General features: G+C 58.2%; 15 protein-coding genes. 2 read left to right on the top strand and 13 right to left on the bottom strand.

Going from position 1 to position 22,109, the window contains the following annotated elements:
• Positions 1-19: 19 nt before the first annotated feature.
• The 12 genes from ACF8RA_RS09195 to ACF8RA_RS09140 all read right to left on the bottom strand — a co-directional run bounded on the left by ACF8RA_RS09195 (position 20) and on the right by ACF8RA_RS09140 (position 18,762).
• On the bottom strand, positions 20-2,287 hold the full coding sequence (locus tag ACF8RA_RS09195) for a hypothetical protein (RefSeq protein ID WP_392514620.1): 2,268 nt from the start codon (positions 2,285-2,287) through the stop codon (positions 20-22).
• A 17-nt stretch (positions 2,288-2,304) separates the two neighbouring features.
• Positions 2,305-4,812 carry a type VI secretion system Vgr family protein gene (locus ACF8RA_RS09190; RefSeq protein ID WP_392487927.1) on the bottom strand — a complete coding sequence of 836 codons (2,508 nt, stop codon included), beginning with the start codon at positions 4,810-4,812 and terminating at the stop codon, positions 2,305-2,307.
• A gap of 2 nt (positions 4,813-4,814) precedes the next feature.
• Positions 4,815-7,469 (bottom strand): type VI secretion system ATPase TssH, encoded by a 2,655-nt coding sequence (tssH, locus tag ACF8RA_RS09185; RefSeq protein ID WP_392487928.1) that lies wholly within the window; start codon positions 7,467-7,469, stop codon positions 4,815-4,817.
• A gap of 148 nt (positions 7,470-7,617) precedes the next feature.
• Complete coding sequence (locus ACF8RA_RS09180) at positions 7,618-8,109, bottom strand: Hcp family type VI secretion system effector (protein WP_265959412.1); 492 nt, start codon at positions 8,107-8,109, stop codon at positions 7,618-7,620.
• Positions 8,110-9,855, bottom strand: coding sequence for an OmpA family protein (locus ACF8RA_RS09175; protein ID WP_392487929.1), 1,746 nt, complete (start codon positions 9,853-9,855; stop codon positions 8,110-8,112).
• Between the two features lie 5 nt (positions 9,856-9,860).
• Positions 9,861-10,541 (bottom strand): type VI secretion system protein TssL, short form, encoded by a 681-nt coding sequence (tssL, locus tag ACF8RA_RS09170; RefSeq protein ID WP_265959413.1) that lies wholly within the window; start codon positions 10,539-10,541, stop codon positions 9,861-9,863.
• The gene (gene tssK, locus ACF8RA_RS09165) at positions 10,538-11,893 is read right to left on the bottom strand and encodes a type VI secretion system baseplate subunit TssK (RefSeq protein WP_265959414.1); all 1,356 of its coding nucleotides are present in this window, start codon (positions 11,891-11,893) and stop codon (positions 10,538-10,540) included. Before tssK ends, tssL begins: the two co-directional genes overlap by 4 nt.
• A 24-nt stretch (positions 11,894-11,917) precedes the next feature.
• Entirely contained in the window at positions 11,918-13,456 is a 1,539-nt protein-coding gene (tssC, locus tag ACF8RA_RS09160) for a type VI secretion system contractile sheath large subunit (protein ID WP_004576423.1), read from the bottom strand.
• Positions 13,457-13,490: 34 nt separating this feature from the next.
• A complete protein-coding gene (gene tssB / locus ACF8RA_RS09155) occupies positions 13,491-13,994 on the bottom strand; it encodes a type VI secretion system contractile sheath small subunit (RefSeq protein WP_004576422.1) in 504 nt (167 codons plus the stop codon).
• 595 nt (positions 13,995-14,589) lie between these two features.
• The gene (locus ACF8RA_RS09150) at positions 14,590-15,648 is read right to left on the bottom strand and encodes a lipocalin-like domain-containing protein (RefSeq protein ID WP_392487930.1); all 1,059 of its coding nucleotides are present in this window, start codon (positions 15,646-15,648) and stop codon (positions 14,590-14,592) included.
• Positions 15,638-18,097, bottom strand: coding sequence for an ABC transporter permease (locus tag ACF8RA_RS09145; RefSeq protein WP_392519099.1), 2,460 nt, complete (start codon positions 18,095-18,097; stop codon positions 15,638-15,640). The genes ACF8RA_RS09150 and ACF8RA_RS09145 overlap by 11 nt, the downstream gene beginning before the upstream one ends.
• Positions 18,097-18,762 carry an ABC transporter ATP-binding protein gene (locus tag ACF8RA_RS09140; protein ID WP_209966853.1) on the bottom strand — a complete coding sequence of 222 codons (666 nt, stop codon included), beginning with the start codon at positions 18,760-18,762 and terminating at the stop codon, positions 18,097-18,099. The genes ACF8RA_RS09145 and ACF8RA_RS09140 overlap by 1 nt, the downstream gene beginning before the upstream one ends.
• A gap of 269 nt (positions 18,763-19,031) precedes the next feature.
• Here ACF8RA_RS09140 and ACF8RA_RS09135 point away from each other — a divergent pair, with 269 nt between their 5' ends.
• Both ACF8RA_RS09135 and ACF8RA_RS09130 read left to right on the top strand, forming a co-directional pair.
• Positions 19,032-20,099, top strand: coding sequence for a Rieske 2Fe-2S domain-containing protein (locus ACF8RA_RS09135; RefSeq protein ID WP_392461194.1), 1,068 nt, complete (start codon positions 19,032-19,034; stop codon positions 20,097-20,099).
• Positions 20,100-20,111: 12 nt separating this feature from the next.
• Entirely contained in the window at positions 20,112-21,062 is a 951-nt protein-coding gene (locus ACF8RA_RS09130) for a PDR/VanB family oxidoreductase (RefSeq protein WP_176682435.1), read from the top strand.
• Positions 21,063-21,068: 6 nt separating this feature from the next.
• On the opposite strand, the gene ACF8RA_RS09125 is transcribed toward ACF8RA_RS09130, so the two are convergent.
• Entirely contained in the window at positions 21,069-21,782 is a 714-nt protein-coding gene (locus ACF8RA_RS09125; protein ID WP_252459799.1) for a GntR family transcriptional regulator, read from the bottom strand.
• Positions 21,783-22,109 lie beyond the last annotated feature (327 nt).

Below are 22,109 nucleotides of genomic sequence, written 5' to 3'. Positions count from 1 at the left end.
CCACTCCAATTGGACTTACTCAGACAATATCCGCACCACACGGACCAAACTTGCAGCGTCGCGGGTAATTCGGATTACGACCAACGCTTAGCTTATAATAGACCGTATCATTCATAGCGAGCGCATAACCAGAAGAACTAAACTCCTTCAACCGATCATAAATTATGGCCAATTCGCTTCGCTCATATTTTATTTTATAGAATTCTCTATCTCGATCCTTCCCTAACTTAAGAAAGTCTGCCAAGCTTCGCTCATGCCCCTCGACGGCGTCCAACTCAGCGTATCCTTCTGATGGGCCATTCCCTTCCGCATTGACACGAGACAATACTTTACGCCACTCCGGCTTGCTCTGAATACTTCTAAGCACACAAAGCACCGCCTCTTTTCGTTCGCCGTAGCGATCGAGAAACTCTATGTTTCCTGGATCTATATTATCCCACTTACCATGTCGCGTTAGAAGATAAAGCAATATACCCTTAGCTTCAGGTGTGTAGCGCAACAGATCCAACTGTCGGATGATAACATTTTTAGCTAACTGATTCCGTCGTCTCGAAGCATCAACCCTCCTCTTCGTCTCATCAGCCAATTCACCAACCTGTTTTGTGAAATCATTTACAATGTTTTCAATCGATTTTTTTGCGAATGAGTAATGCTCATACACATCGACTTCAAGGAGCTCCATTTGCATAACACAATACTTCGTATACACACTAAATGCATCAACATCCATGACTCTAAAAAAACCATAATTCCTTTGATTCAGTTGATAAATCAACCAAGCACCAAACTCTAGAAAGGTATTGCCATTCACTTCACAAACAAAGCCACCTTTAGCACCCGCCCCTTTGCATAGAGAGGCTGCAAAATGAAAACAAAACTTCCCATTAATAAAAGTACAATGAAAACTTAAGCCGGCACCCACCCCCGCCAACCCTGCAATACTGGGTCCTATTTTACAAAAATCGACGTACTCTCCAGTAGTCTCCAATATACCGCCATTTGTTTCCCCTGCCGCTGTCGGCTTTAACCATTGCAGTGATCCCGTCAGTGTTCCTTCCGCCCTCGCACCCGCAAAAGCTTCTGCCGAAAGTTTTATCCCTTCATCTTCACTGCTCATCTGCTTATGAAAATCATAAGCTTTGCTTTTTCTTTCACTGAAAGGTCTCAAACGACCAGGTTGGCCCATGACGGTTTGCTGGTCACCACTCCTGACCACCTGGAATAGAGCCTCCACCTGAAGCGTCGCTCCAATAAATGCGGCCAAGCGAACGCTCAAACTTAAGCGCATCATCCCTAAATCAAACGAGACCTCGTTCTCATCAGAGGGATTAACTGTAAGCGCCCATCCGATGCGATCCGGGGCGTAAATTGAAAAGGACGCTATGCCGGCAGCCGCAGTCAAGCTGCCGCCACCCTCTCCTTTGATGGAGAATTGTTGCTTACGTGGATCAATTTCAACATTTGCGCCGAAATTGGAAACAAAGCGCATAAACTGTGCTCCGCCCTCAAAGTCAATATGATCCCCCCACGTTGCCTCACCTTGTGCGGCAGCATTCCAGCTATCTGCCCAGTCAAAGAGTGAACAATCCATACTCAGCGCCTCCGGATCAAAACCAAGGCCTGCCCATTTGACAACATCCTTCAGATCAATTTTTATTTTTGGCCAATTCAATCCGGCAAGTTGCCGCTTAAGCTTCTTGTCGTCTATGCGTCGAATTTTTCCATCACTGCGTCGCTCAAAGATACTTTCAGCGCCGCCTTTTTTGTCACTACTTTTCAACGAAACAGTATGGAGTTTTCTGCCATCCTTGCCTTTACTGTAGTAACCTTTCTTTACATAAACTACAGGCGCTCGTTTTTCACCAGCTTTTCTTTTAGCAGACTGACCACTAACAGGAATAAGCTCCACAACATCATTATATTTCATGTCTTGGGTAGAAAACTCACCAATTTTTTCTTTTAACTTTTCTCGCTTCAACTCCAAATTTTTCTCAGCTCGCACTACAGCGTCATGAAATGATGCCTCAGGCGCTGCCGTGGTTTCTGCAGCAATTCCATATTTTTCAATTGCAACGGAGTAATTAATTTTTTCCTGATGAAAATCATTTACGCACTGTTGCATTTCCTTCCAATGCGCCTCAAACTCTGCAGCCTCACTGTCAGCAATAAAAACCAACTCTTCGGTTTCCGGACAAAAATAACACTGCACCGATTGATGATGAGCCACTACAACGGGTTTACTTTTGCAAACCGTGCACTCTGCTACTGAAATATCCGCACCGCTCATTTCCTATCACTCCGAAGTTACTCAAAGAATAACTTTATGCTTTGAAGATCAACTCCATAGTGGGATTGTGTATAACCATTCCCATCTGTCATGCCTCTCAGCACGCTGCCATCGGCAGCTTCAATTCGATACCGTACGTAAGGTTTTGGCTTATCACTGACTTTATCTCTAACTTGAAAGCCACCTTGCATGGGATTGCTGTAAACAGGATCTTCCAGAATCATCGGTGCCAGGGCCTTCTCCAATGAGGCAGTGCCTCCCCAAGCGATATTGTCATTCTTGATATGCAGTTCACCCGGGGCACCGATCTCAACAGATCCGTCTTTTATTTTGATATAGGCACCTCTGCTAACCAGAGTGATGCCGTGTTGGGCATTGAGAACGATCTCGCCATTACTGCTATTTAAAGAAAGTTCCTTGTCTGCTTGTAACGTCATCGCATCGCTTTGTGCCTGAATATCCACAGGGCCACGAGCCGCAATTAATCTGAGCCCTAACTTTTGGGCGAACAGACTGATTGCCTCACCTGCGGCCACGCTGAAACGTTTGAATAGGCTGAAGTCAGCACTATCACCAGCCGTAGCTGTAATAGAGTTTTCTGCCGATAGTTGGATGTTTGCAGGTGTAACCATAGCTATCCCGGCAGGTGCCGAGGCAAGGAGTCCCGCATCTTTGAGCCGCGCCAATGCCTCCCGCAGGCTCTGTTGGGCCTGATTATCAGCTGGTAATGCTCCCGACACAGCTGCGCTTTGCGCCAGTGCGTTCACCAATGCCAGAGCGTTATTGAGCTGAGCCAACGCTGCTCCCATCTCCAGCATTGTCCCTTGGGCTTGAGGCTGAGCATCAGCACTGATGAAGATGCCACTGCCGCCACGGATCGCGGCATGCCCATCGGTGCGCAGTTCCGCGCCCTCCCCGCGAGGCCGGCGATCGGCATCGACCAGATGCCCCAGATTGAGCTGGCTCTTCCCACTGTGCTCGGTACTGAGCTTGACGTGCTCCTGCCCACGCGTATCGTCCATGCGCAACTTGTTGTTCGCAGGCGTGCGCAGCACATTGCGTTTGTAGTTGCGCAGCGTTACATGGTCGGGGTGCTGACTATCGTGCAGAGCATGCGCAATATAGGGCCGGTCCGGGTCGCCTTGCTCAAACGCCACCGCCACTTCGGTGCCGCAGATCAGCGGCAGGTGCAGGCCATGGGTGTCGCCCGCGTAGGGTCGCGCCAGTCGTAGCCAGACACTCTCCTCGCCCGCTTTCCAACTGTCCCGATCGAACAGGAAGTTCACTCTGTAGCGACCTTCCAGGTCGATATGGCCATAAGGATCGTTCTGCTGGGTACTGGTGACCCGCGCCGGCACCGTGCCCGCGATCTGTGGCTTGTTCGGCAGTGCCGGCCGAAAGCATATCGACTCTGAGTAGGGAATAGCCTCGAAGGTGACTTCCAGACTACGGTCCCGTGCAGCCTCGACGGTCAGATGCGTCATGACGACCCCAGGCTCAAAGACCTGCGGTGCCCCTTCAGTTACTGTAACCACTTGCCCTGGGGCGAGTGTCACGCTGCTGCTAATGCCACTGCAGCGAGTTTGGCCGTTGAGGAAGCGTTCATGGTTCAGGCGCGCGTAGAAGTAGCCACTTTCACTCTCCAGTTCCTCATCCTGGGCAATTGCGTCACCCAGCGCGGTGTAGGGTTCGCCGTAGTGGTAACCCTCACCATAGGTTGTCGTCGCATGCCGGCTGTGATCTACGTCCCCCTCCAGGAAAGCCGTAGCATCGCGGTGGTGATAGGCGCGAACGTTGATGTGCTGCTCCACCACCGCATGGCTGACCTGCAGCGCCCAGACGCCATCCTGGCCGTTGCTGGTCAGGCCAGACAGGGGGCGGAGCGGCAGACTGACATCGAACTGATAATGTTGCTGGTGATCGTGAAACTCGACAACGTCGATAAACAGCTTGTCGTTGTGCGTGAAGCGGTACCAAATGCCCACCTCTGCCAACATGCGACTGATGAAGGCAAGGTCACTTTCACCGTACTGCATGACCTGTTCACGCTTGGGGTATTCGCGTAGCAGGTCGAACAGAAAGTGCTGCCCCTCAAACTGGTGGCGGCTGCGCAAGATGCTTTCGACGATCTCCGGAACCGACTGATGTTGGTAAATCCGGTACTGTTTGCCACGGCTGAGCAGCGCCAAGCGAGCCTGCAGGGTCACCTCATAACGGGCTTCATCTTTGGAGCTGGAGAGGCGCTTGAAACCCGTAATCACGCCATGCAACGTGCGTGACGCCGCCCCAGAGATCGCATTGGCCGGTGTCTGCTCTGACGACCCCATCTGAAAACTGGCGTCCTTCCCGAGGACTTTGGCGACATCAATGTCCTGCGTGGAAGAGGTAAACGCCACCGTGTACTTGAACGGTTGACTCAGCCATTCCTCACCTATGAACGACAGTACATCGAGCTCAACCGCATCCAGTTCATCGATTTCGAGCGTGTAATGGTTATGGGTGGAACCTAGTAAAGGCTTCGCCATGATCAAGCCCTCTCGCCAGCCAGCAGCGCTGCGTCGTGTTCATCGGAAAAGCTCAAACTGATGCCGGTGTCTTCGCAGAACCCAAGCGTTACCGTTTGAGCTGGCTGGCCATGGGCTTGGCGCTGCAGTAGCTGTTGGCTAAGTACCGGCAAAATCTGCTGGTTCAGCAGGCTGTCAATGTTGCGGGCGCCGGTATCGGGCAGCAGGCAGGCGGCGACCAAGGCTTCGCAAAGTGAGCCGTCCACTTCGCACTGCAAGCCGTAATGACGCTGCAAACGCCTGGCAACCTGGTCGAGCTTGATCGCGACAATGCGCCTGAGCGCATCAGCCCCCAGCGGGCGGAAAATCAATGTCTGGAAACGTGCCAGCAGTGCAGGCTGGAAGTGCTCGCGTAGCACGGGGCGCAACAGCTCTTGGAGGGCGGCGTCTTCCGTGGCAGGCTGCAATTCGATGCAGCTTTGCAGCAGGTCGCTGCCCAGGTTGGAGGTCATCAGGATGACGGTATTGCGGAAATCGATCTCTCGGCCTTCACCATCGCGCATGAAGCCACGATCGAAAACCTGGTAGAACAGGTTGAGTACATCTCGGTGGGCTTTCTCGACCTCGTCCAGCAAAACGACGCTGTAGGGGCGCTGGCGAACGGCCTCGGTAAGTACGCCGCCCTGGCCGTAGCCAACATAGCCAGGCGGAGACCCTTTCAATTGGCTGACGGTGTGCGCCTCTTGGTACTCGGACATGTTGAGCGTGATGAGCGACTTCTCACCGCCGAACAGGCTACTGGCCAGGGCATGTGCTGTTTCCGTCTTGCCGATGCCACTGGTGCCGACCAGCAGGAAAACGCCCATCGGCGCGTTGTCGTTCGTCAACCCTGTTCGCGCGGCACGTAGCCGTTGAGCGAGTGCAAGCAGGGCCGAGTCCTGCCCAACAATGCGTTCGGCCAACTGATCTTCCAGGTTCAACAAGCTGGCATGTTCGTCCTTGAGCAAGCTACCAAGGGGCACCCCCGTCCAGTCGGCGATCACTTCAGCCACACTGCGGGCACACACGTCCAGCGATAGGAGCGGCCGACTCCCCTGTACGTAGCTCAGTTCCTGTTGCAGCTTCGCGCAGGCCGCTGTATCGACCTGCTCGGCCTGACGAACATTGAGCAACTGACGGGTAAGCTCAAGCTCTTGTTGATACTGCAGCTCCAGCGCAGCCTGCTGGCTCTCGAGATGAACCAGCTGGGCGTTGATCTTCGCCAAACGAGGCTCCATCAGCCTGCCAGTAAGCTGTGCATCCTCTTCCAACGCAGTTCGCTCTGCAGTCAGGGCCGTCTTTTGCGACTTCAGCTGGACCAGCGCCTGCGGCTCGCAATCGAGGCTCATGCGAACGCGTGCGCACGCGGTGTCTATCAGGTCAACCGCTTTGTCCGGCAGGCGGCGCCCCGTCAGAAAACGCCGGGACAAACTAACCGCCGCCTGCACTGCAGCGTCTTGAACGTGCACGCCGTGATAGGTGGCGTAACGCGCTTTGAGCCCGCGCAGCATCAAGCAAGCATTGGCATCATCCGGCTCATCCACCTTGATCATCTGAAAGCGCCGCTCCAGCGCAGCATCGCGCTCGAAGTACTGCTTATATTCGCTCCAGGTCGTGGCAGCGATGGTTCGCAACTCGCCACGCGCCAAGGCAGGTTTCAGCAGGTTTGCGGCATCAGCGCCCCCCGGCTGGTTGCCAGCACCGATCAGGGTGTGCGCTTCATCGATAAATAACAGGATGGGTGTTTCCGATTGCTGGACGGCATCGATCACGTTCTTGAGCCGCTGCTCGAACTCACCTTTGACCCCGGCTCCAGCCTGAAGCAGCCCCAGGTCCAGCGTACGGATACTCACCGGTTTCAGGCTATCCGGGACTTCGCCGCTGGCAATGCGCAAAGCAAGTCCTTCGACCAGGGCGGTTTTCCCGACACCGGGATCTCCTACCAGGATGGGGTTGTTCTTGCGGCGACGGCTCAGTACGTCAATCACCTGACGAATTTCATCGTCACGTCCGAAGACTGGATCGATCTGCCCCGCTGCGGCCTTGGCGGTTACATCATGGCTGAACTGATCGAGGATCGCTGGCTGCGCCACATCGCTATCCGCAGCGCTTGTAAGCTTGGCCTTCCGTCCCGTCGCGGGGTTGAACGACACAGTCTGCACCAGCTGCCTTTCTTCCGAATCCGATTCAAGCAGGGCTACCACCTGTTGCAGTTGTGTTGAACCTATACCCAATAGAGGCCAAGCGGCTGAGCACTTGAGTAAGTCCGGTGTCTCAATCAGGGCCGCCAACACATGCACGGAGCGCAATTGCTCACAGTCGCGATCCATCGATGCCAGTAGCCAGGCGCTGCTGATCAGTTGCTGCACTTCGAGACTTAGTTGGGGCTTGCTGAGCACGCTGCGCGGCAAGGTATTGAAGTACTCAAGCAGTCCTTGCCACAGGGCATCCACATCCACCCCATAACGGCGGGCGATGACCACAAGATCACCTTCTCCTTGCTCAAACAACTTCAACAACCAGTGTTCAATGCTGATATGACTGTGCCCACGTGCCTGACACAACGACGCTGCCGCCGTCAGTGCCTGGGTGCAATAAGCGTTGAGACGGCGGAGCAAGCGGGTAGGATCATGTGCCATACAGGGCATCCTTGTCGTCAATGGTCAACGTAACGTCATCAGTGGACGTATCTGAAACCATGGTGTACTTGGCTGAGCGCCCGCACGCGGACGCTCAACCCAATACACTGGGGACCATCAGCAATTACAGACCGACGGCCAAGTTCCATCAGGCGGTAGTACGTTCATTCCAGGAATCCGAGTGGATGATATTTCCATCCTTGTAGGTCCAGATAATTTTCTCGTAGCGAAGCTCGACCAACTCCAGATGGTTATGCTTCTCTTTTGCCGGGTCTTTTACGTCGTGCATCTTGGGTGCAACTTTCACGACCTTGACGTTCTCCAGCTTGGTGTTAAAGTATTCAACTTCCTGGCCAGCATCATTGATTTTGTACCATTTGAACTCGGCTTCTTTGAGCGTCTGGCCAGTTGTCACGGCCTTATAGAGATAAGGGGAGGAAGCATCGATTTCTTTTGAGAAAACAAACGGTGTATGAATGCGCGTACCGGTCAATTTTCCAGTATTATTATCGGTGGGAATATAAAGATCATGATCTTGGCCGACCACTTCAATACTGCCCTCCCGGTCTTTGACATCGACCGAACCTTTGATATCGGCACCGCCATCGTCTTTCAGCCACAGGTAAACAGGAATAGCCATTTAGAAAATCCTCTTTAAAATGTTGGAGGTCGCGGAATGCGACAGGGGTTGCAGCCCAGAGGCCGCAGTCGAGGACAGGCAAGCCCCCGCCTCCGGCACCAGACGAATCTCAACTCGGCGATTGGCCGACCGTCCTTGTTCCGTGTCGTTGCTTGCAACTGGCTGGCTGGCTCCCAGGCCTTGCACCGCGAAGCAGTTGCTGGGGATGTCGCCCATGTGTTGAATCCAGTCGTGTACCGCGGCCGCACGTGCTCGCGACAAACGCAGGTTTTGTTCGTCGCTGCCGGTAGCGTCCGTGTGCCCCGTGATCACAATCAGCCAACCTGGCTGGGCCTTGATGCCCGCCAATGCAGTGACCAGGACCTTGGTTGAATCCGCCTTCAGCTGCGCACTGCCACTGCTGAAAAGCGAGAGGCTGTCCAAGCGAACCATTTGAGGGCTGGCAGGCGAAGACTGAGGCATCGTCGGGATACGGTGGCCGTTGATGGCCGCCAGCAATGACGGGCGCAGTTTTTCGCCCTGGTACAAGCCGAGGCCCAGCGACCACGGCTCACCCTGGCGGTAATAGTGGTCCAAGCGCTCGGCATCCTGACGAAGCACTGCCAGCGCGCCCTCCCGTTGGAGACCCTTGTCAGGCTCAGCACTCACCGAAGCAGTGGCATAGCGCCGTAAGTCTTCGGTGACCTGGCGTACCAGCAATGTGTTCTGCCATGCAGAGCTTACCAACGCGATGGAGGTTGCCAACACAAACAGCCAGCCCCCCACCAGCACCGCTCTGTGTTGCCTATTACGTTGAGCACTGCGAGGCAGCAAATGGAGCAGAGCGTCAGGGAACGGCAATGAAGCATAGGCATCATCAGACGTACCTTGGTCAAAGCTCAGCCCAGTCCGCTCCTGCAGCCAGCGGTGCCATAGGTTGTTGTCAGGGCGCTCGCTGGAATTGGGTGTCCATGCAAGGGCAAAGGCGGTGGCCGCGATCTCCTGGCGAGAAGTCCGCACGCGCATTTCCGACATACAGAGAGCTTTCAACCAGCCAGCAGCAGCGCTCAATTGCACCGTGTCTCGCAGTCGAGCAGCCCGGAGATCAGGATCCGCGCTCCAACCCTGCCATTCGGCCAGGCTCATGCACATACCTGATTCATGCACTTGCACGCTCGATTTGGCGCTTGCCCAGGTAAACCAGGCCGAGGTCTGCGAAGTGCTCTGGAAAAACCCCACCACCAGCAGCGACAGTGGGCTACCACGTTCGCGCAACCTCACAATCTGACGGTGCACATTGCGCAGTTCATTCGCCAACACTGCAACATCTGTATGGACGGAGGGATCCACGACCCACATGACACTCAGCTGTTCATTCCATTCGGGCCTTTGCAGCAACAGGCTGGCAATCGTCGTGGGCAGCTTCTGCGCGTCGGGCACCCGGACATAGCAACCCTCCCCCGTTACCCGCAATGCCCATTGCTCAGCGGGTAACGGACCAAACAGCTCAGCCAGACAATCGCCTACCACCAAGACAACCGGATGGCGGTAGGATCCTGCAGGTAGGCTAGTGCCCTTGCTCCACTGCAGTTCATGTCCCTCGCCGCCGGCAATCCGCCTGCTTCGGCGCCATGCTGCCCACACTCCGCCCGTGACGACCACGGCGATCGTGAGCTGCCACTCAACAGCAAGCGGAAGCGTGGCAATGAGCAGCAAGGACAACGTTCCGGCCCATAGCCAGAGCCCCTGCTCCTGTCTCAGCTGCATCTCGCTCACCCCTGCACCGGCAGGAGCGAGGCCACTGCCTCACCCAGCGTATGGTCAAGCCCCCACCAGAGGCCTATCAGCAGGCCAGATGCGGCCACCACGTGGACCAGAGGAGACTGCAGCCAACCCCACATCGGGAGGTGTGAAGTAGGCCCTATCTGGGTGACCAGGGACTGACTTGTGTCAAGGGGCGGTACATGCGCATCGATTGCAGCGAACAATTGCTGCCGCTCTGGATGATTCACATCGCGGTAGCGCCCCCGAAAACCGAGCATCAGCGCCCGCTGAAAGACCGTGAAGACATAAGGGTGTGCAGAGGCCTCCCGAAGCACGGTGCGCATGTCTTCATAAAGCGATTCCCCCGCCTGATGACTGCTGAAAAACTTGGCCTGCAAGGTCTCCATTGCCCAGTCCTCATGGGCCTTACCTTCGGCGCAAGCGAGCACTGTCTCATCCAGCAAGGCACATTGCGCATGGCTGATAAGCTCGATGCTATGGCGATCCAGGCCCTCCTCCTGAAGAGAGGCCCGAACATGCTCGACATCCGCCACGCAACGCGGCCAAAGTTCCGGGCTACTGTGCACACCTGTGCCATGTCGCAACTCGACCACCAGCAAGTAGGTATCCTGTAACAAGGCGTCGATATCCACCTTGGCTGTGCCGGGTTTCTGCTGAGCGAGACTCATGAGCGCAGCACCGCGAACAGCTCAAGTGTGGCGTCCTGGAACACGCTCGGCACATAGAGCGCGCATACGCCGTCCTCCAACATGGCACGCCCTTTCTCATGCCCGAGATCCAGTGCGAAGTACTGGTTTTCCAAACGCAGCGGTATCGCCGCAGGCACATGGCTGAGGGGTTTCAAGGGAACGCCATCGAGTGCTGCATTGACGAGATAGTCCACATCATCAGGCGAGCCGATCTTGCACAGCCGTGGGAACTGGCTTTGCACTTGCACGGCTGGCAGCCGGCAGCGCACCGACAGGTAAAAGTCAGCCCCGTCTGGCTCAAGCAAACGAGGATCGTTCAGGGCCACCTGCCATCGGTTGGCACTGCGCGCTTCGAGTACCAAAGCCAGCACACGTGACGGCAGGCTCGCCTCCAGCAATGTGGAGAGCGTACGCATCAACGGCGGGAAAACAGACTCAAGGTGCGTATGCTGATAGGCAGGAATGTCCTCGACACTCTGGTCCAACGAAAACGTCAACAGCGCCCCCGCGCATTTCACCAACTGCTGGTACACCAACTCCGGATGCCGAGCAGGGTGTGCTTTAAGGTCTGCCAGCACCGGCTGATAGGTATTCAACGCGTTGAGCAACCAGAACAATGTCACATCAGCGACAGCAAAATCTGCCATGCGCTGGTTGCTCTCGCGACGCATCCCCATCAGCCGCTCACGTTTGGAGGACAGCTGGGTCAGCAAGTTATCCAGCTGAAGTAACAATCCAGCGTGCGCATCAAACCTCAGCAACGGGGGGATGTAATCCTGATCAATTTCCCAACGCCCCCGCCCATCCCGGACAAGGCGTGCCACTGGGCAGGTGAGGTAGTCTGCGTTGTCATCTTCATTCAGGCGCAAGCTCAGTGCATGTTCGAGTACGCTGATTGACTGCACCTCATCGGTATAGTGATCCTGTACATCCCGCCACACTTGGCGGTATCTGACCGGGCGCTCAACTCGGGCACCCTCGAACAGACAGTTGTTGCCATTGGCCTGTTCCAGCGGCAAAGCGAGCACCACCGTTGCCGCTTGACTGTCGTCAGGCAGCGCCCGGGACAGTTCCAGGGCACTGGGAAGCCGATCCAATCGATCCGTGTCAATCAGCGTTCCATCGGGCATGCACACCTGCAGCCGAGTGGCCAGGAGTTTGCCTAGCTGCAGTGCGTCTGCATCAAATGCGACTGCGCGAATACCCCACGGATGAACCCATGCCAAGGAAGCAACTGCCTGGTTGGTCCACGATTCAAAGCGGGCCTGCTGCTGAAACTGCTGCGCAGACAACACCACACCGGACGCCCACATAGGCCGATCGATCTTCACGATTAGTAACTCCCGGGTTCGCCGTCAGGATTTAGCTTTGGGCATCTGCGAAACCAACGACAGGTTGATGTCCATACCCTCAACCTGGAAATGCGGCACCGCAAACAGCTTGACTCTGAAGAAGCCTGGGTTGTCATCAATATCTTCGACAACCACCTTTGCCTCCCTCAGCGGATGAGACGCCTGCAAGTCATCGCCGGGGTCCGTCATTTCGGTAACCAAGCCGCTGATCCACCTATTCAATTCCAGTTCCAACAGGCGGCGATCCTTGGTTGTGCCGATGTTCTCCCGCTGGATGAGTTTCAGATAGTGAGCGATGCGCGAAAGCAGGAAGACATAAGGCAGCCGAGCGTTGATACGACTGTTGGCCGTGGCCTCAGGTGTGTCATAGATCGCCGGCTTATGCGCTGAGTTCGCGGAGAAAAAGCACGCATAATCGCGATTCTTGTAGTACGACAACGGAATCAACCCAAGATTGGCAAACTCAAACTCGCGGGTTTCCGGAATCATCACTTCCGAAGGAATCTTGACCTGACTGCCCGTACCCATGTCATAGAGATGGATCGGCAGATTCGTTACAGCACCCCCTGATTGCGGCCCTCGAATTTGTACGCACCAACCATTGGCTATAAAGCTTTTGACCATATTGGCTGCAAACGCGAACGTCGAGCTTACCCAGAGGTACTTGCTGTGATCTGGCCCCTTGACTCGCTCTTCATAGTTAAACAGCCGAACCGGACTCGTATCAGGCCCGTAAGGCAGTCGCCCCAACGTACAGGGCAATGTGGCGCCGACATAGCGGGCATCATCGCTTTCAGCGAAAGCGTGCCATTTGATGTACTCAGCACGGTCCATGTAGTTGCCGATATCCTTGATCGCGGCGACCTCCTCCATTGTTTGCTTGCCAAAGAACGCAGGGCCCATCGAGCACAAGAATGGCATATGAGCGGAGGCCGCAACTTTCGAGATATTCCGCAACAGTGCAATGTCTTGCGCCCCACGGCCAAACTCGTAGTTTGAGACCGCCGCCGCAATAGGCTCACCACCCGGCGTATCGTATTCCTGAGTATACGTATGCAGGTACATGCCGCTTTGAGCGATTTCGGGCGCATCTTCGAAGTCCTGGGCCAGATGCTCTTTACTGATATCCAACAACTCGATGCGGACGTTCTGGCGGAAGTCCGTCTGATCGATCAACGACTTCGCCCCACGCCAGATCGACTCTACACGCTGAAAGTCAGGATGATGCATCACTTCGTCCAGCTGACTGCTGATCTGGGCATCAATCGAGGCAATGTGTTCGTCCAGCAGGGCCCTGTCCAGACGCTCCACTTTCGGGGAGACTTGCTTGAGCCGCTCAAGAAAAACACTTACAGACGCAGTAACACGCTGATTGGGTGTTGCCTCAGACAGAACATCCACACTCTGGTAGGCGTCGATACCGCCCATCTGCTCAAGGGGTTCGAGATTTATTTTTTCAAACAATGTGTGATAGACATTCTGGCTGTCTTCCACCCGCACAGTGGCGCCACGCGATTGCGCAGAGGATTGCTCTTCGGACATTTGTTAGCTTCCCGTCTGTAGAGATGATGGTTTTCTAGCATCCGCCTTGAGGGGCAAGGGCAGCCAGTTCCTTACGCAGTTCATTACTCAGCGCTTCATCTTTCAGTATGCGTTCCAACTCGGCACGGAACGTGGCGTTATCCAAGAGATTGGCTTTCAACTCACGCAGCAGGTTGCGCATCGCCAGCAGCGCACGTAATTGGGGTATCTGTCGAGCGACCTGTTCGGGCTCGAAGTCCTTCATCCGCTGAAAACTCAGCTCAACAGGCGTTTCTCCACCTTCGCTGGCCAGCGTATCTTCAACGACCAGTTTGAGGCTCGGTGAAAACTCCAAGAGCACACTGTCAAAATTATTTTTATTGACATTAACCTTGCTCCGTTCGGACAGCGGACGCTGCTCTTTTCCGTTACTGTAATCCCCCATCAGCATGAGCTTAAGCGGCAGCTCAACCTTACGCTGGGCCCCACCCGTATGAAGATCAAGTTTAATATTGACGCGCGCCCTCGGCACCTCACTTTGAAAACTGCCTGAAGCCATAACTCCTCCTGAAGCCACTGGAAACGGCCTCGACGAAAGTGACATCACTGACAACGATCCATTTCAGGCCCATTGGCAACTGCAATGGAATTCAATTCATTGCCAGCAACTACCGCTCCCCCAAGGCAACACTTGAAATGCTTCCAGATCAAACATGCACCAATTCTTCACATTTCGCCACCCCCCGCACAAAACTAGGAAACTTCCTACAAGCGACAGGAAAACCTTCGACCAGGATTCTGCTTGCCCCCCCAATCGAGTAGCGCCAAACAGATGCACTCAATGCACCAGCAATGCATTGATCCATATCAACGAATTTAACCAACAGACCGCGCGGACCACCGCCGTACAAATATCAATTAATCTAAACCCACCAAAGGCAAGTCCAGAAAATGATACCCCCCAATTAAAACAGCCAATTCTTCCTGAGCTTCATTGATGAGCAGGTACCCGTCAGTGAATACCCTGTTTGTCGACAGTGCCTATGCCGGAAAGTGGGCTCAGCGCATCGTGTGATATGGGTATGGCTGGCTGAGGCTTGCATGCTAACTCGCCGGCTAACCAGCTCTTCGTCTCAAGACTTTACACACAGCGCCTAGTAACCGGTCATCTCCAGATACCCGCGCCCGCCCGCACTCCCGTTCAAGCGTACCGGCCCTTCCCAATACGGGAACCGTGTCTGCATCCACGCCTGCGGCTCAACGGCATCGACCTGCACATCCACCCCATGCTCCGGCACTTGCACCCGCCAGCGCGTCGGTACCTGCTTGCCGTTTTTCTGCGCAGACCAGGCCAGCGCCTGCAGGCGGATCTGTGCCGCGTCCAGCACCACCACCTCCCCCTGTGGCCCAACCCAGGTCCCGGCGCGATACGGTTCCCCGTGGGCCTCCCGCACCTGGAACAGCATCAGCTTGGCGCCACTGTCCAGGTGCAGGGAAAACCAGTCCCAGCCGGTCTGTCCGGGCGCCAGTGGCTGGCTGCTCCATTCCCGGTCCAGCCAGGCCTGCCCGGTAACCGCGATGCACAGGCTGCCACGCTGGACCTGCCCCTGGACGTGGTAGAACGGCTGGCTGTAATAGTACGAAGCCTGGCCCTTGCCTGATTTTTCGCTGTAGCCCTGCTCCCCATGCAGCACCAAGGGAAGATCGCTGTGCAACTGCAAGTCATAGCGAAAACCGTCGCCACTTGCGACCATCTGCAGGTGTTCAGTACCGCCCTGGCCCTGTAACACCCAGTCATTGATCCATGCGCGAAACGGCTGGGCCTGCACGCCGGCCTGGCCGACACCACCCCGCGCCAGGGTTTCAGCAGCCTGATGGCCACCCGGCCCGGTCAGTGCTGCATGCCCCATCCACAGGTTCGGGCTGTTCCAGCCGGTGGTCTCCGGGCCGGGGCGCAGGGCCGAGCGGAACAGTGTCCACTGGGCGCCCCAATCTCGGCCCTGGGCGTCCTTGAGGTTGGCGGTGACATACCACCACTCGATACGAAAGCCGTCGTGGGGGCCGTGGTCATGCGGGAATACCAGACGATGATCGCGGGTCACCTGGCTGAATTCGCCAGCCTGCTGCCCGAGCCCGGCATAGCTTTGCGGTGCTGGCTGATCACAGCCGCACAACAACAACCCGGTCAGCAACAGCCACGCATTAAGCTTCATCGGCCAACGGCCTCAACAGTTCGCGCGGCTGGCGGCGCGCCAGTTGCCACAGCGGCCAGGCGCAGGCCAACAGGCTGGTGAGCATGCCCAGCACGGTCAACTGCAGCAGTTGCATGGGGAACACATACAGCGGTAAGCGCCAGCCGAAGGCCTGCACGTTCACCACCGCGACCAGGCACCAGGCCAGCAACAGCCCAAGCGGGATTGCCAGCAGCACGGTGAAGCTGCTTAGCATGAGTGTCTGCCCGAGGCTCAGCCAGACCAGTTGCATGCGCCGCACCCCCAACGCCCACAGCGGCGCCAACTGGCCCAGCCGGGCCTGGCTCAGGGTCAGCAGGTTGATGAACAACGCCACACCGGCCACGCCAAGGGTAAGGCTGTTGAGGGCTGCGGTGGCGGCAAAGGTGCGGTTGAACACGTCGGTCGACCAGCGTTTCAGGCGCGCCTGCTCGACCACCCGGCTGTCATCCAGGGCAAAGTGCCGTTGCAGCGCGTCCTTGAGCGATGCCCCCCCTTCAGCGCTCAGGTCGACACTCAAGCCGGCCAGGGTTGCCTGTGGCCAGTGGGCGCGCAACCAGTCGGCATTGACCAGCACATGCCCCTTGGGGTTGCCGTAATCGGCATAGATCCCCACCACGGGCATGGCTGGCGTGTCTGCGGGCAGCATCAGGCTGTCTCCCAGTTGCAGGTTCAATCGCCTGGCCAACTGCTCACTGAGCATCAAGCCTTGTCCGCTGGCCAGTTGCTGCCAAGCACGCGAATGCTGTTCCAGCAATGGCCAGCGCGTAAGATAGGCAGGGTGATCGACAATGCCCTGCACTTGCACCGGCCAACCTTGCAGCTGCATGTCTGCGCGCCAGCCGGGCAGGACCACGCTGGCCACAGGTTGCTGCTTGAGCCACTCGACTATCTGCAAGCCTTGGGCCGTATCCCGTGGGGTGACATACAGGTCGGCGGAGAGGCGCAGGTCAAGCCAACCGACAAAGGTCTTGCGAAAACCCTCGGTCATGCTGCCCACGCCAACACTGGCAGCCAGCGCCAGCAAAAGGGCGACCAACGCCAGGCTCAGGGCTGGCAACTGCTGGCGGCTGTCAGCCACGAACCATTGCGCCAATGGCCGGTGGCAACAACGCGCCAGCCAGGCCAGTACCCGATCAAGCAAGGCCGGCAACAACAGCGCCGCTGCCAGCAGCAACCCTGCCAGCATGCCGAACGCGCTAAGCAGGCCAGCCCCGAACACGCCACAGGCCAAGGCCAGCAACAGCAGCAAGCCCGCTATCAAAGCCTGACGTTTCAACCATGGCCCCTGCGCCAGCCGCCAGGCCTGGGGTTGCGCCAGCGCCAGCAAAGGCAACCGGGCAGCGCGCATTACACTCTGCAGGCCGGCCAGCAATGCCCCGAGGACACTCACCAGCACACCCAGCAGCCACCAGCCCGCCGGCAGGCTCAACGTGCCGGCGACCTGGGCGCCATACAGGCCACGCAGGCTGGCGGCCACGTCGGGCAGCAGCCACGCGGCCAATGCGTAACCACTGGCCACCCCGGCCAGCCCACCCAGTGCCGCGAACAGGCCCAGCTCCAGCACCAGGGCACCCAGCAGGGTCTTCAGGCTGACGCCGCACGCGCGCAGGTTGCGGATCAGCCCACGGCGCTGCTCCAGCGCCAGACCGATTGCGGCGTGGGCAATGAACAAGCCGACGACGAACGCCAACAGGCCGAGCGCGGTCAGGTTGAGGTGGAAACTGTCGGTCAGGCGCTGCAAGCCACCATCGTCCTGCCGCGGCTGCAGTTCAAGGTAGCGGGCGATATCTGCAGGCAACGGCCCGGGCGTATCGGCCAGCAGCAGACGAGACAACTGCCCCGGTGCGTTCAGCAACGTCTGCGCGTGGCCGATGTCCACCACGATGACCCCGGGTGCCAACGCAGGCTGCAAAACCATAGGCGGCAGCAACTGCCCTTCACTGTCGCGGGTCGGCGACCCGGGGCTTGTGTTCAGTTGACGCAAGGTGTCTGGCCCAACCCAGGCTTGCCCGGGCGAGCCGACGAACGCTTGCAGGTCGAATGCCTGCACCTGCACCCCGGCAACGCTGCTGGCAGGCGGCAGGCTCAACGGCTCGATGCCGATCAGTCGCACACTGCGTGCGGGCTCGCCCGGCAAGCGCAAGCGCCCTTCCAGCACCGGCGAAACAGCCCAGCCCAGCCTGCGCAGTTGCACGTACAACGCCTGATCGAAGCGCTCGCCATTGCGCGCGATCAGTTGCGCCTGCAACGGCCCGGTCAATACCGCGCTGGCCCGGGCATAGTCGCTGCGTGCCTGGCTGTTCAACGCCTGCACGCCGGTCCACAACGCCGTGGCCAGCCACAGGCCAGTGAAGATGCTGAAGCACTGCACACGATGGCGCCGCCAGTGGCTGAGCAGCGCCAACAGGGCCAGCGACAAAAGCTTCATCAGCCCTGCTCGGGCCGCACACGGCCGGCCTGCAGGTAGCAACGGTGCTGCAAACGCGCCGCCAGCCGCGGGCTGTGGGTCACCATCAGTACCCCGCTGCCGGCTTCGGCGACCAACTGCAGCAACAAACTCAGCACCTCGTCACTGCTGGCTTCATCGAGGCTGCCGGTCGGTTCGTCAGCCAGCAGCCAGGCCGGGCGCCCGGCAAGTGCACGGCCGATCGCGACGCGCTGCTGCTGGCCGCCAGACAGTTGTTCCGGATACCGCTCAAGCAGGTCCGCCAGGCCTAGGCGCTGCGCCAGGTAAGCCGCCCAATGCGGGTCATGCCGCCCGGCGAGACGGGCCTGGAAGGTAAGGTTCAGGCCCACGTCCAGGCTGCTGATCAGGTTGTACTGCTGAAACACCAGGCCGATCCCCTCCCGCCGCCACTGCGCCAGCGAAGCTTCCGAACGGCCGTCGAGCGGAACATCGTCGATCAGAATGCGGCCGCTGTCAGCTCGGTCCAGGCCAGCCACCAGGTGCAGCAAAGTACTCTTGCCGCTTCCCGACTCGCCCATCAGCGCCAGGCTGCTGCCCCGCGCCAGGCGCACATCGACCCCCTGCAATATGGGGAGCGGGCCTTGGGGGGTGGGGAATGATTTGTAAAGTTGTTCGATGGCTAGCATCGAGTGGCCTTGATGGGTTGGGTGTCCCTTTAGGCATAGCAGGTTCGGCCAGGCCTGCTTCTGCACCGGCGCTCGCCAGCGCTCTTCTGGTCAGACGACGTGCTGCTGTAGCCGCCCCCGCGAATCGTTGGAGACATCCATCAATGGATCCACTAAAAACCGATAATCGCACAGAATTCACTTAATACAAGCAAAATTCATTGACCACTCACTACATGCGCTGCCTTAATGGATCCATTAAATAAAAACAAAACCCCGGAGAGCCTTCCATGTACCCCAAAAATACCTGGTACGTCGCCTGCACCCCCGATGAGATCGCCACCAAACCCCTGGGCCGGCAGATCTGCGGGGAAAAAATCGTGTTCTACCGCGCCCGAGAGAACCAAGTAGCCGCCGTCGAGGACTTCTGCCCGCACCGCGGCGCACCGTTGTCGTTGGGCTATGTCGAGGACGGCAACCTGGTGTGCGGCTACCACGGCCTGGTGATGGGTTGCGACGGCAAGACCGTGTCGATGCCGGGCCAACGGGTGCGTGGCTTCCCCTGCAACAAGACCTTTGCGGCCGTCGAGCGCTATGGCTTCATCTGGGTCTGGCCCGGTGACCAGGCGCAGGCCGACCCGGCGCTGATTCCGCATCTGGAATGGGCGGTGAATGATGAGTGGGCCTACGGCGGCGGGCTGTTCCACATCGGTTGCGACTACCGCCTGATGATCGACAACCTCATGGACCTCACCCATGAAACCTATGTGCACGCGTCCAGCATCGGCCAGAAGGAGATCGACGAAGCACCGCCGGTCACCACCGTCACCGGCGACGAAGTGGTCACCGCCCGGCACATGGAAAACATCATGGCACCGCCCTTCTGGCGCATGGCCTTGCGTGGCAACGGCCTGGCCGATGATGTACCGGTGGACCGCTGGCAGATCTGCCGTTTCACCCCACCCAGCCATGTACTGATCGAAGTGGGCGTGGCGCATGCCGGCAAGGGTGGCTACCACGCCGATGCACAGCACAAGGCGTCGAGCATCGTGGTCGACTTCATCACCCCGGAAAGCGATACCTCTATCTGGTACTTCTGGGGCATGGCGCGCAACTTCGCTGCGCACGACCAGACCCTGACCGACAACATCCGGGAGGGCCAGGGCAAGATTTTCAGCGAAGACCTGGAAATGCTCGAACGTCAGCAGCAAAACCTGCTGGCCTACCCCGAGCGCAACTTGCTGAAGCTGAACATCGATGCCGGCGGCGTGCAGTCACGCAAGGTGCTGGAGCGGATCATCGCCAAAGAGCGTGCACCGCAGCCGCAACTGATCGCCACCAGCGCCACCCCTGCCTGAGGAACAGCCGACATGATCGATGCCGTAGTGGTCTCCCGTAACGATGAAGCGCAGGGTATCTGCAGCTTCGAACTGGCAGCGGCAGATGGCAGCCTGCTGCCGGCGTTCAGCGCCGGCGCCCATATCGACGTGCACCTGCCCGACGGGCTGGTGCGCCAGTACTCGCTGTGCAACCACCCCGAAGAACGCCATCGCTACCTGATTGGCGTGCTCAACGACCCGGCTTCGCGGGGCGGCTCACGTAGCCTGCACGAGCAGGTGCAGGCCGGTGCCCGGCTGCGTATCAGTGCGCCGCGCAACCTGTTCCCGCTGGCTGAGAGGGCACAGCGCAGTTTGCTGTTTGCTGGCGGCATCGGTATTACCCCGATCCTGTGCATGGCCGAGCAGCTGTCCCACAGCGGCCAGGCCTTCGAGCTGCACTACTGTGCCCGTTCCAGCGAGCGTGCAGCGTTTGTCGAGCGGATTCGCAGTGCGCCGTTCGCTGATCGGCTGTTCGTGCATTTTGACGAGCAGCCGGAAACGGCGCTGGACATCGCCCAGGTGCTGGGCAATCCGCAAGATGATGTGCACCTGTATGTATGCGGACCAGGCGGCTTCATGCAGCATGTGCTGGACAGCGCGAAGGGGCTGGGCTGGCAGGAGGCCAACCTGCACCGCGAGTACTTCGCTGCAGCGCCGGTGGATGCCAGCAACGACGGCAGTTTCTCGGTGCAGGTGGGCAGCACGGGACAGGTGTTCGAGGTGCCAGCCGAGCGGACCGTGGTGCAGGTGCTGGAAGAGAACGGTATCGAGATCGCCATGTCGTGCGAGCAGGGTATTTGCGGCACCTGCCTGACACGCGTGCTACAGGGTACACCGGACCATCGCGATCTGTTTCTCACCGAACAGGAGCAGGCCTTGAACGATCAGTTCACGCCCTGCTGCTCGCGCTCGAAGACGCCGCTGCTGGTGCTGGATATCTGACCCGGCTTACGACGAGGGCAGGATGACTTTCATGCCCGCGTCTGCCGCTGCCCCGCCAAAGGTTTCGGCATAGCGCAAGGTGGCATTGGCGTGCTCGCGCATGATCGCTTCAGCGCGAGCACCCTGGCGGTTGACCAGGGCATCGAACACAGCGTGGTGCTGCATGTGGGCGAAGTTGAAGCGCCGGTACTCACGGGCCAGATCATGGCGATCCACCGCCAGTGCGGTGACCGAGGCGAACGGCAGGTGGTCGTTGCGCGCCAGGGCAACGGCAATGGCCGGGTTGTGGCTGGCGTCGATGATCACCTGATGAAAACGCATGTTCAGGTCGTGATAAGCCTGCAAGTCGTCTTCGCTCACAAAGCCCTTGTCGAACAGCTGATCGCCGTCGACCAGGCACTGTTGCAGCGCAGCGCGTGCTTGCACCGACAAGCCACGCTCTGCAGCCTGACGCGCAGCCAACCCCTCCAGCACACCACGCACCTCGACCGCACCCGCGATGTCGTCGGCGCTGACCGAGCGCACCTGAAACCCCCGGCCGCCAAAGCGCACCAGCAGGCCTTCCTGTTCGAGGGTGCGAAATGCCATGCGCACCGGCATGCGTGAAACGCCGAACAGTTCAGCGGTTGGGACTTCCATCAAGCGTTCGCCGGCCGCCAGCTCGCCCGAAGCGATCATCTTGCGCAGCGCAACCAGCACCATTTGACCGGGTTTGCTCATCCAGGCTACTTCCACAGACATGAGCGGGCATCTTAGCGCAAGCCGAGGGGTTGCTGCAGGCCTGTGTAGGAGCGGGTTTACCCGCGAAGCAAGCGGCGCGGGGCATGGCACCGGCTGCGCCGGTGTTCGCGGGTGAACCCGCTCCTACGGGGGGCGCGCCAAGAAAACAACCGGGCGCAAGACATGCGCCGTAGATGTAGGAGCGGGTTTACCCGCGAAGCAGGCAACGCGGAACATGGCACCGGCTGCGCCGGTGTTCGCGGGTGAACCCGCTCCTACGGGGGGCGCGCGCCAAGAAAACAACCGGGCGCAAGACATGCGCCGTAG

The organism is Pseudomonas sp. FYR_5 (assembly GCF_043106315.1).
GTDB lineage: Bacteria > Pseudomonadota > Gammaproteobacteria > Pseudomonadales > Pseudomonadaceae > Aquipseudomonas > Aquipseudomonas putida_Y.
Note: the sequence above shows the minus strand (reverse complement) of the source record. Positions and strands in the feature narration are given on the sequence as shown.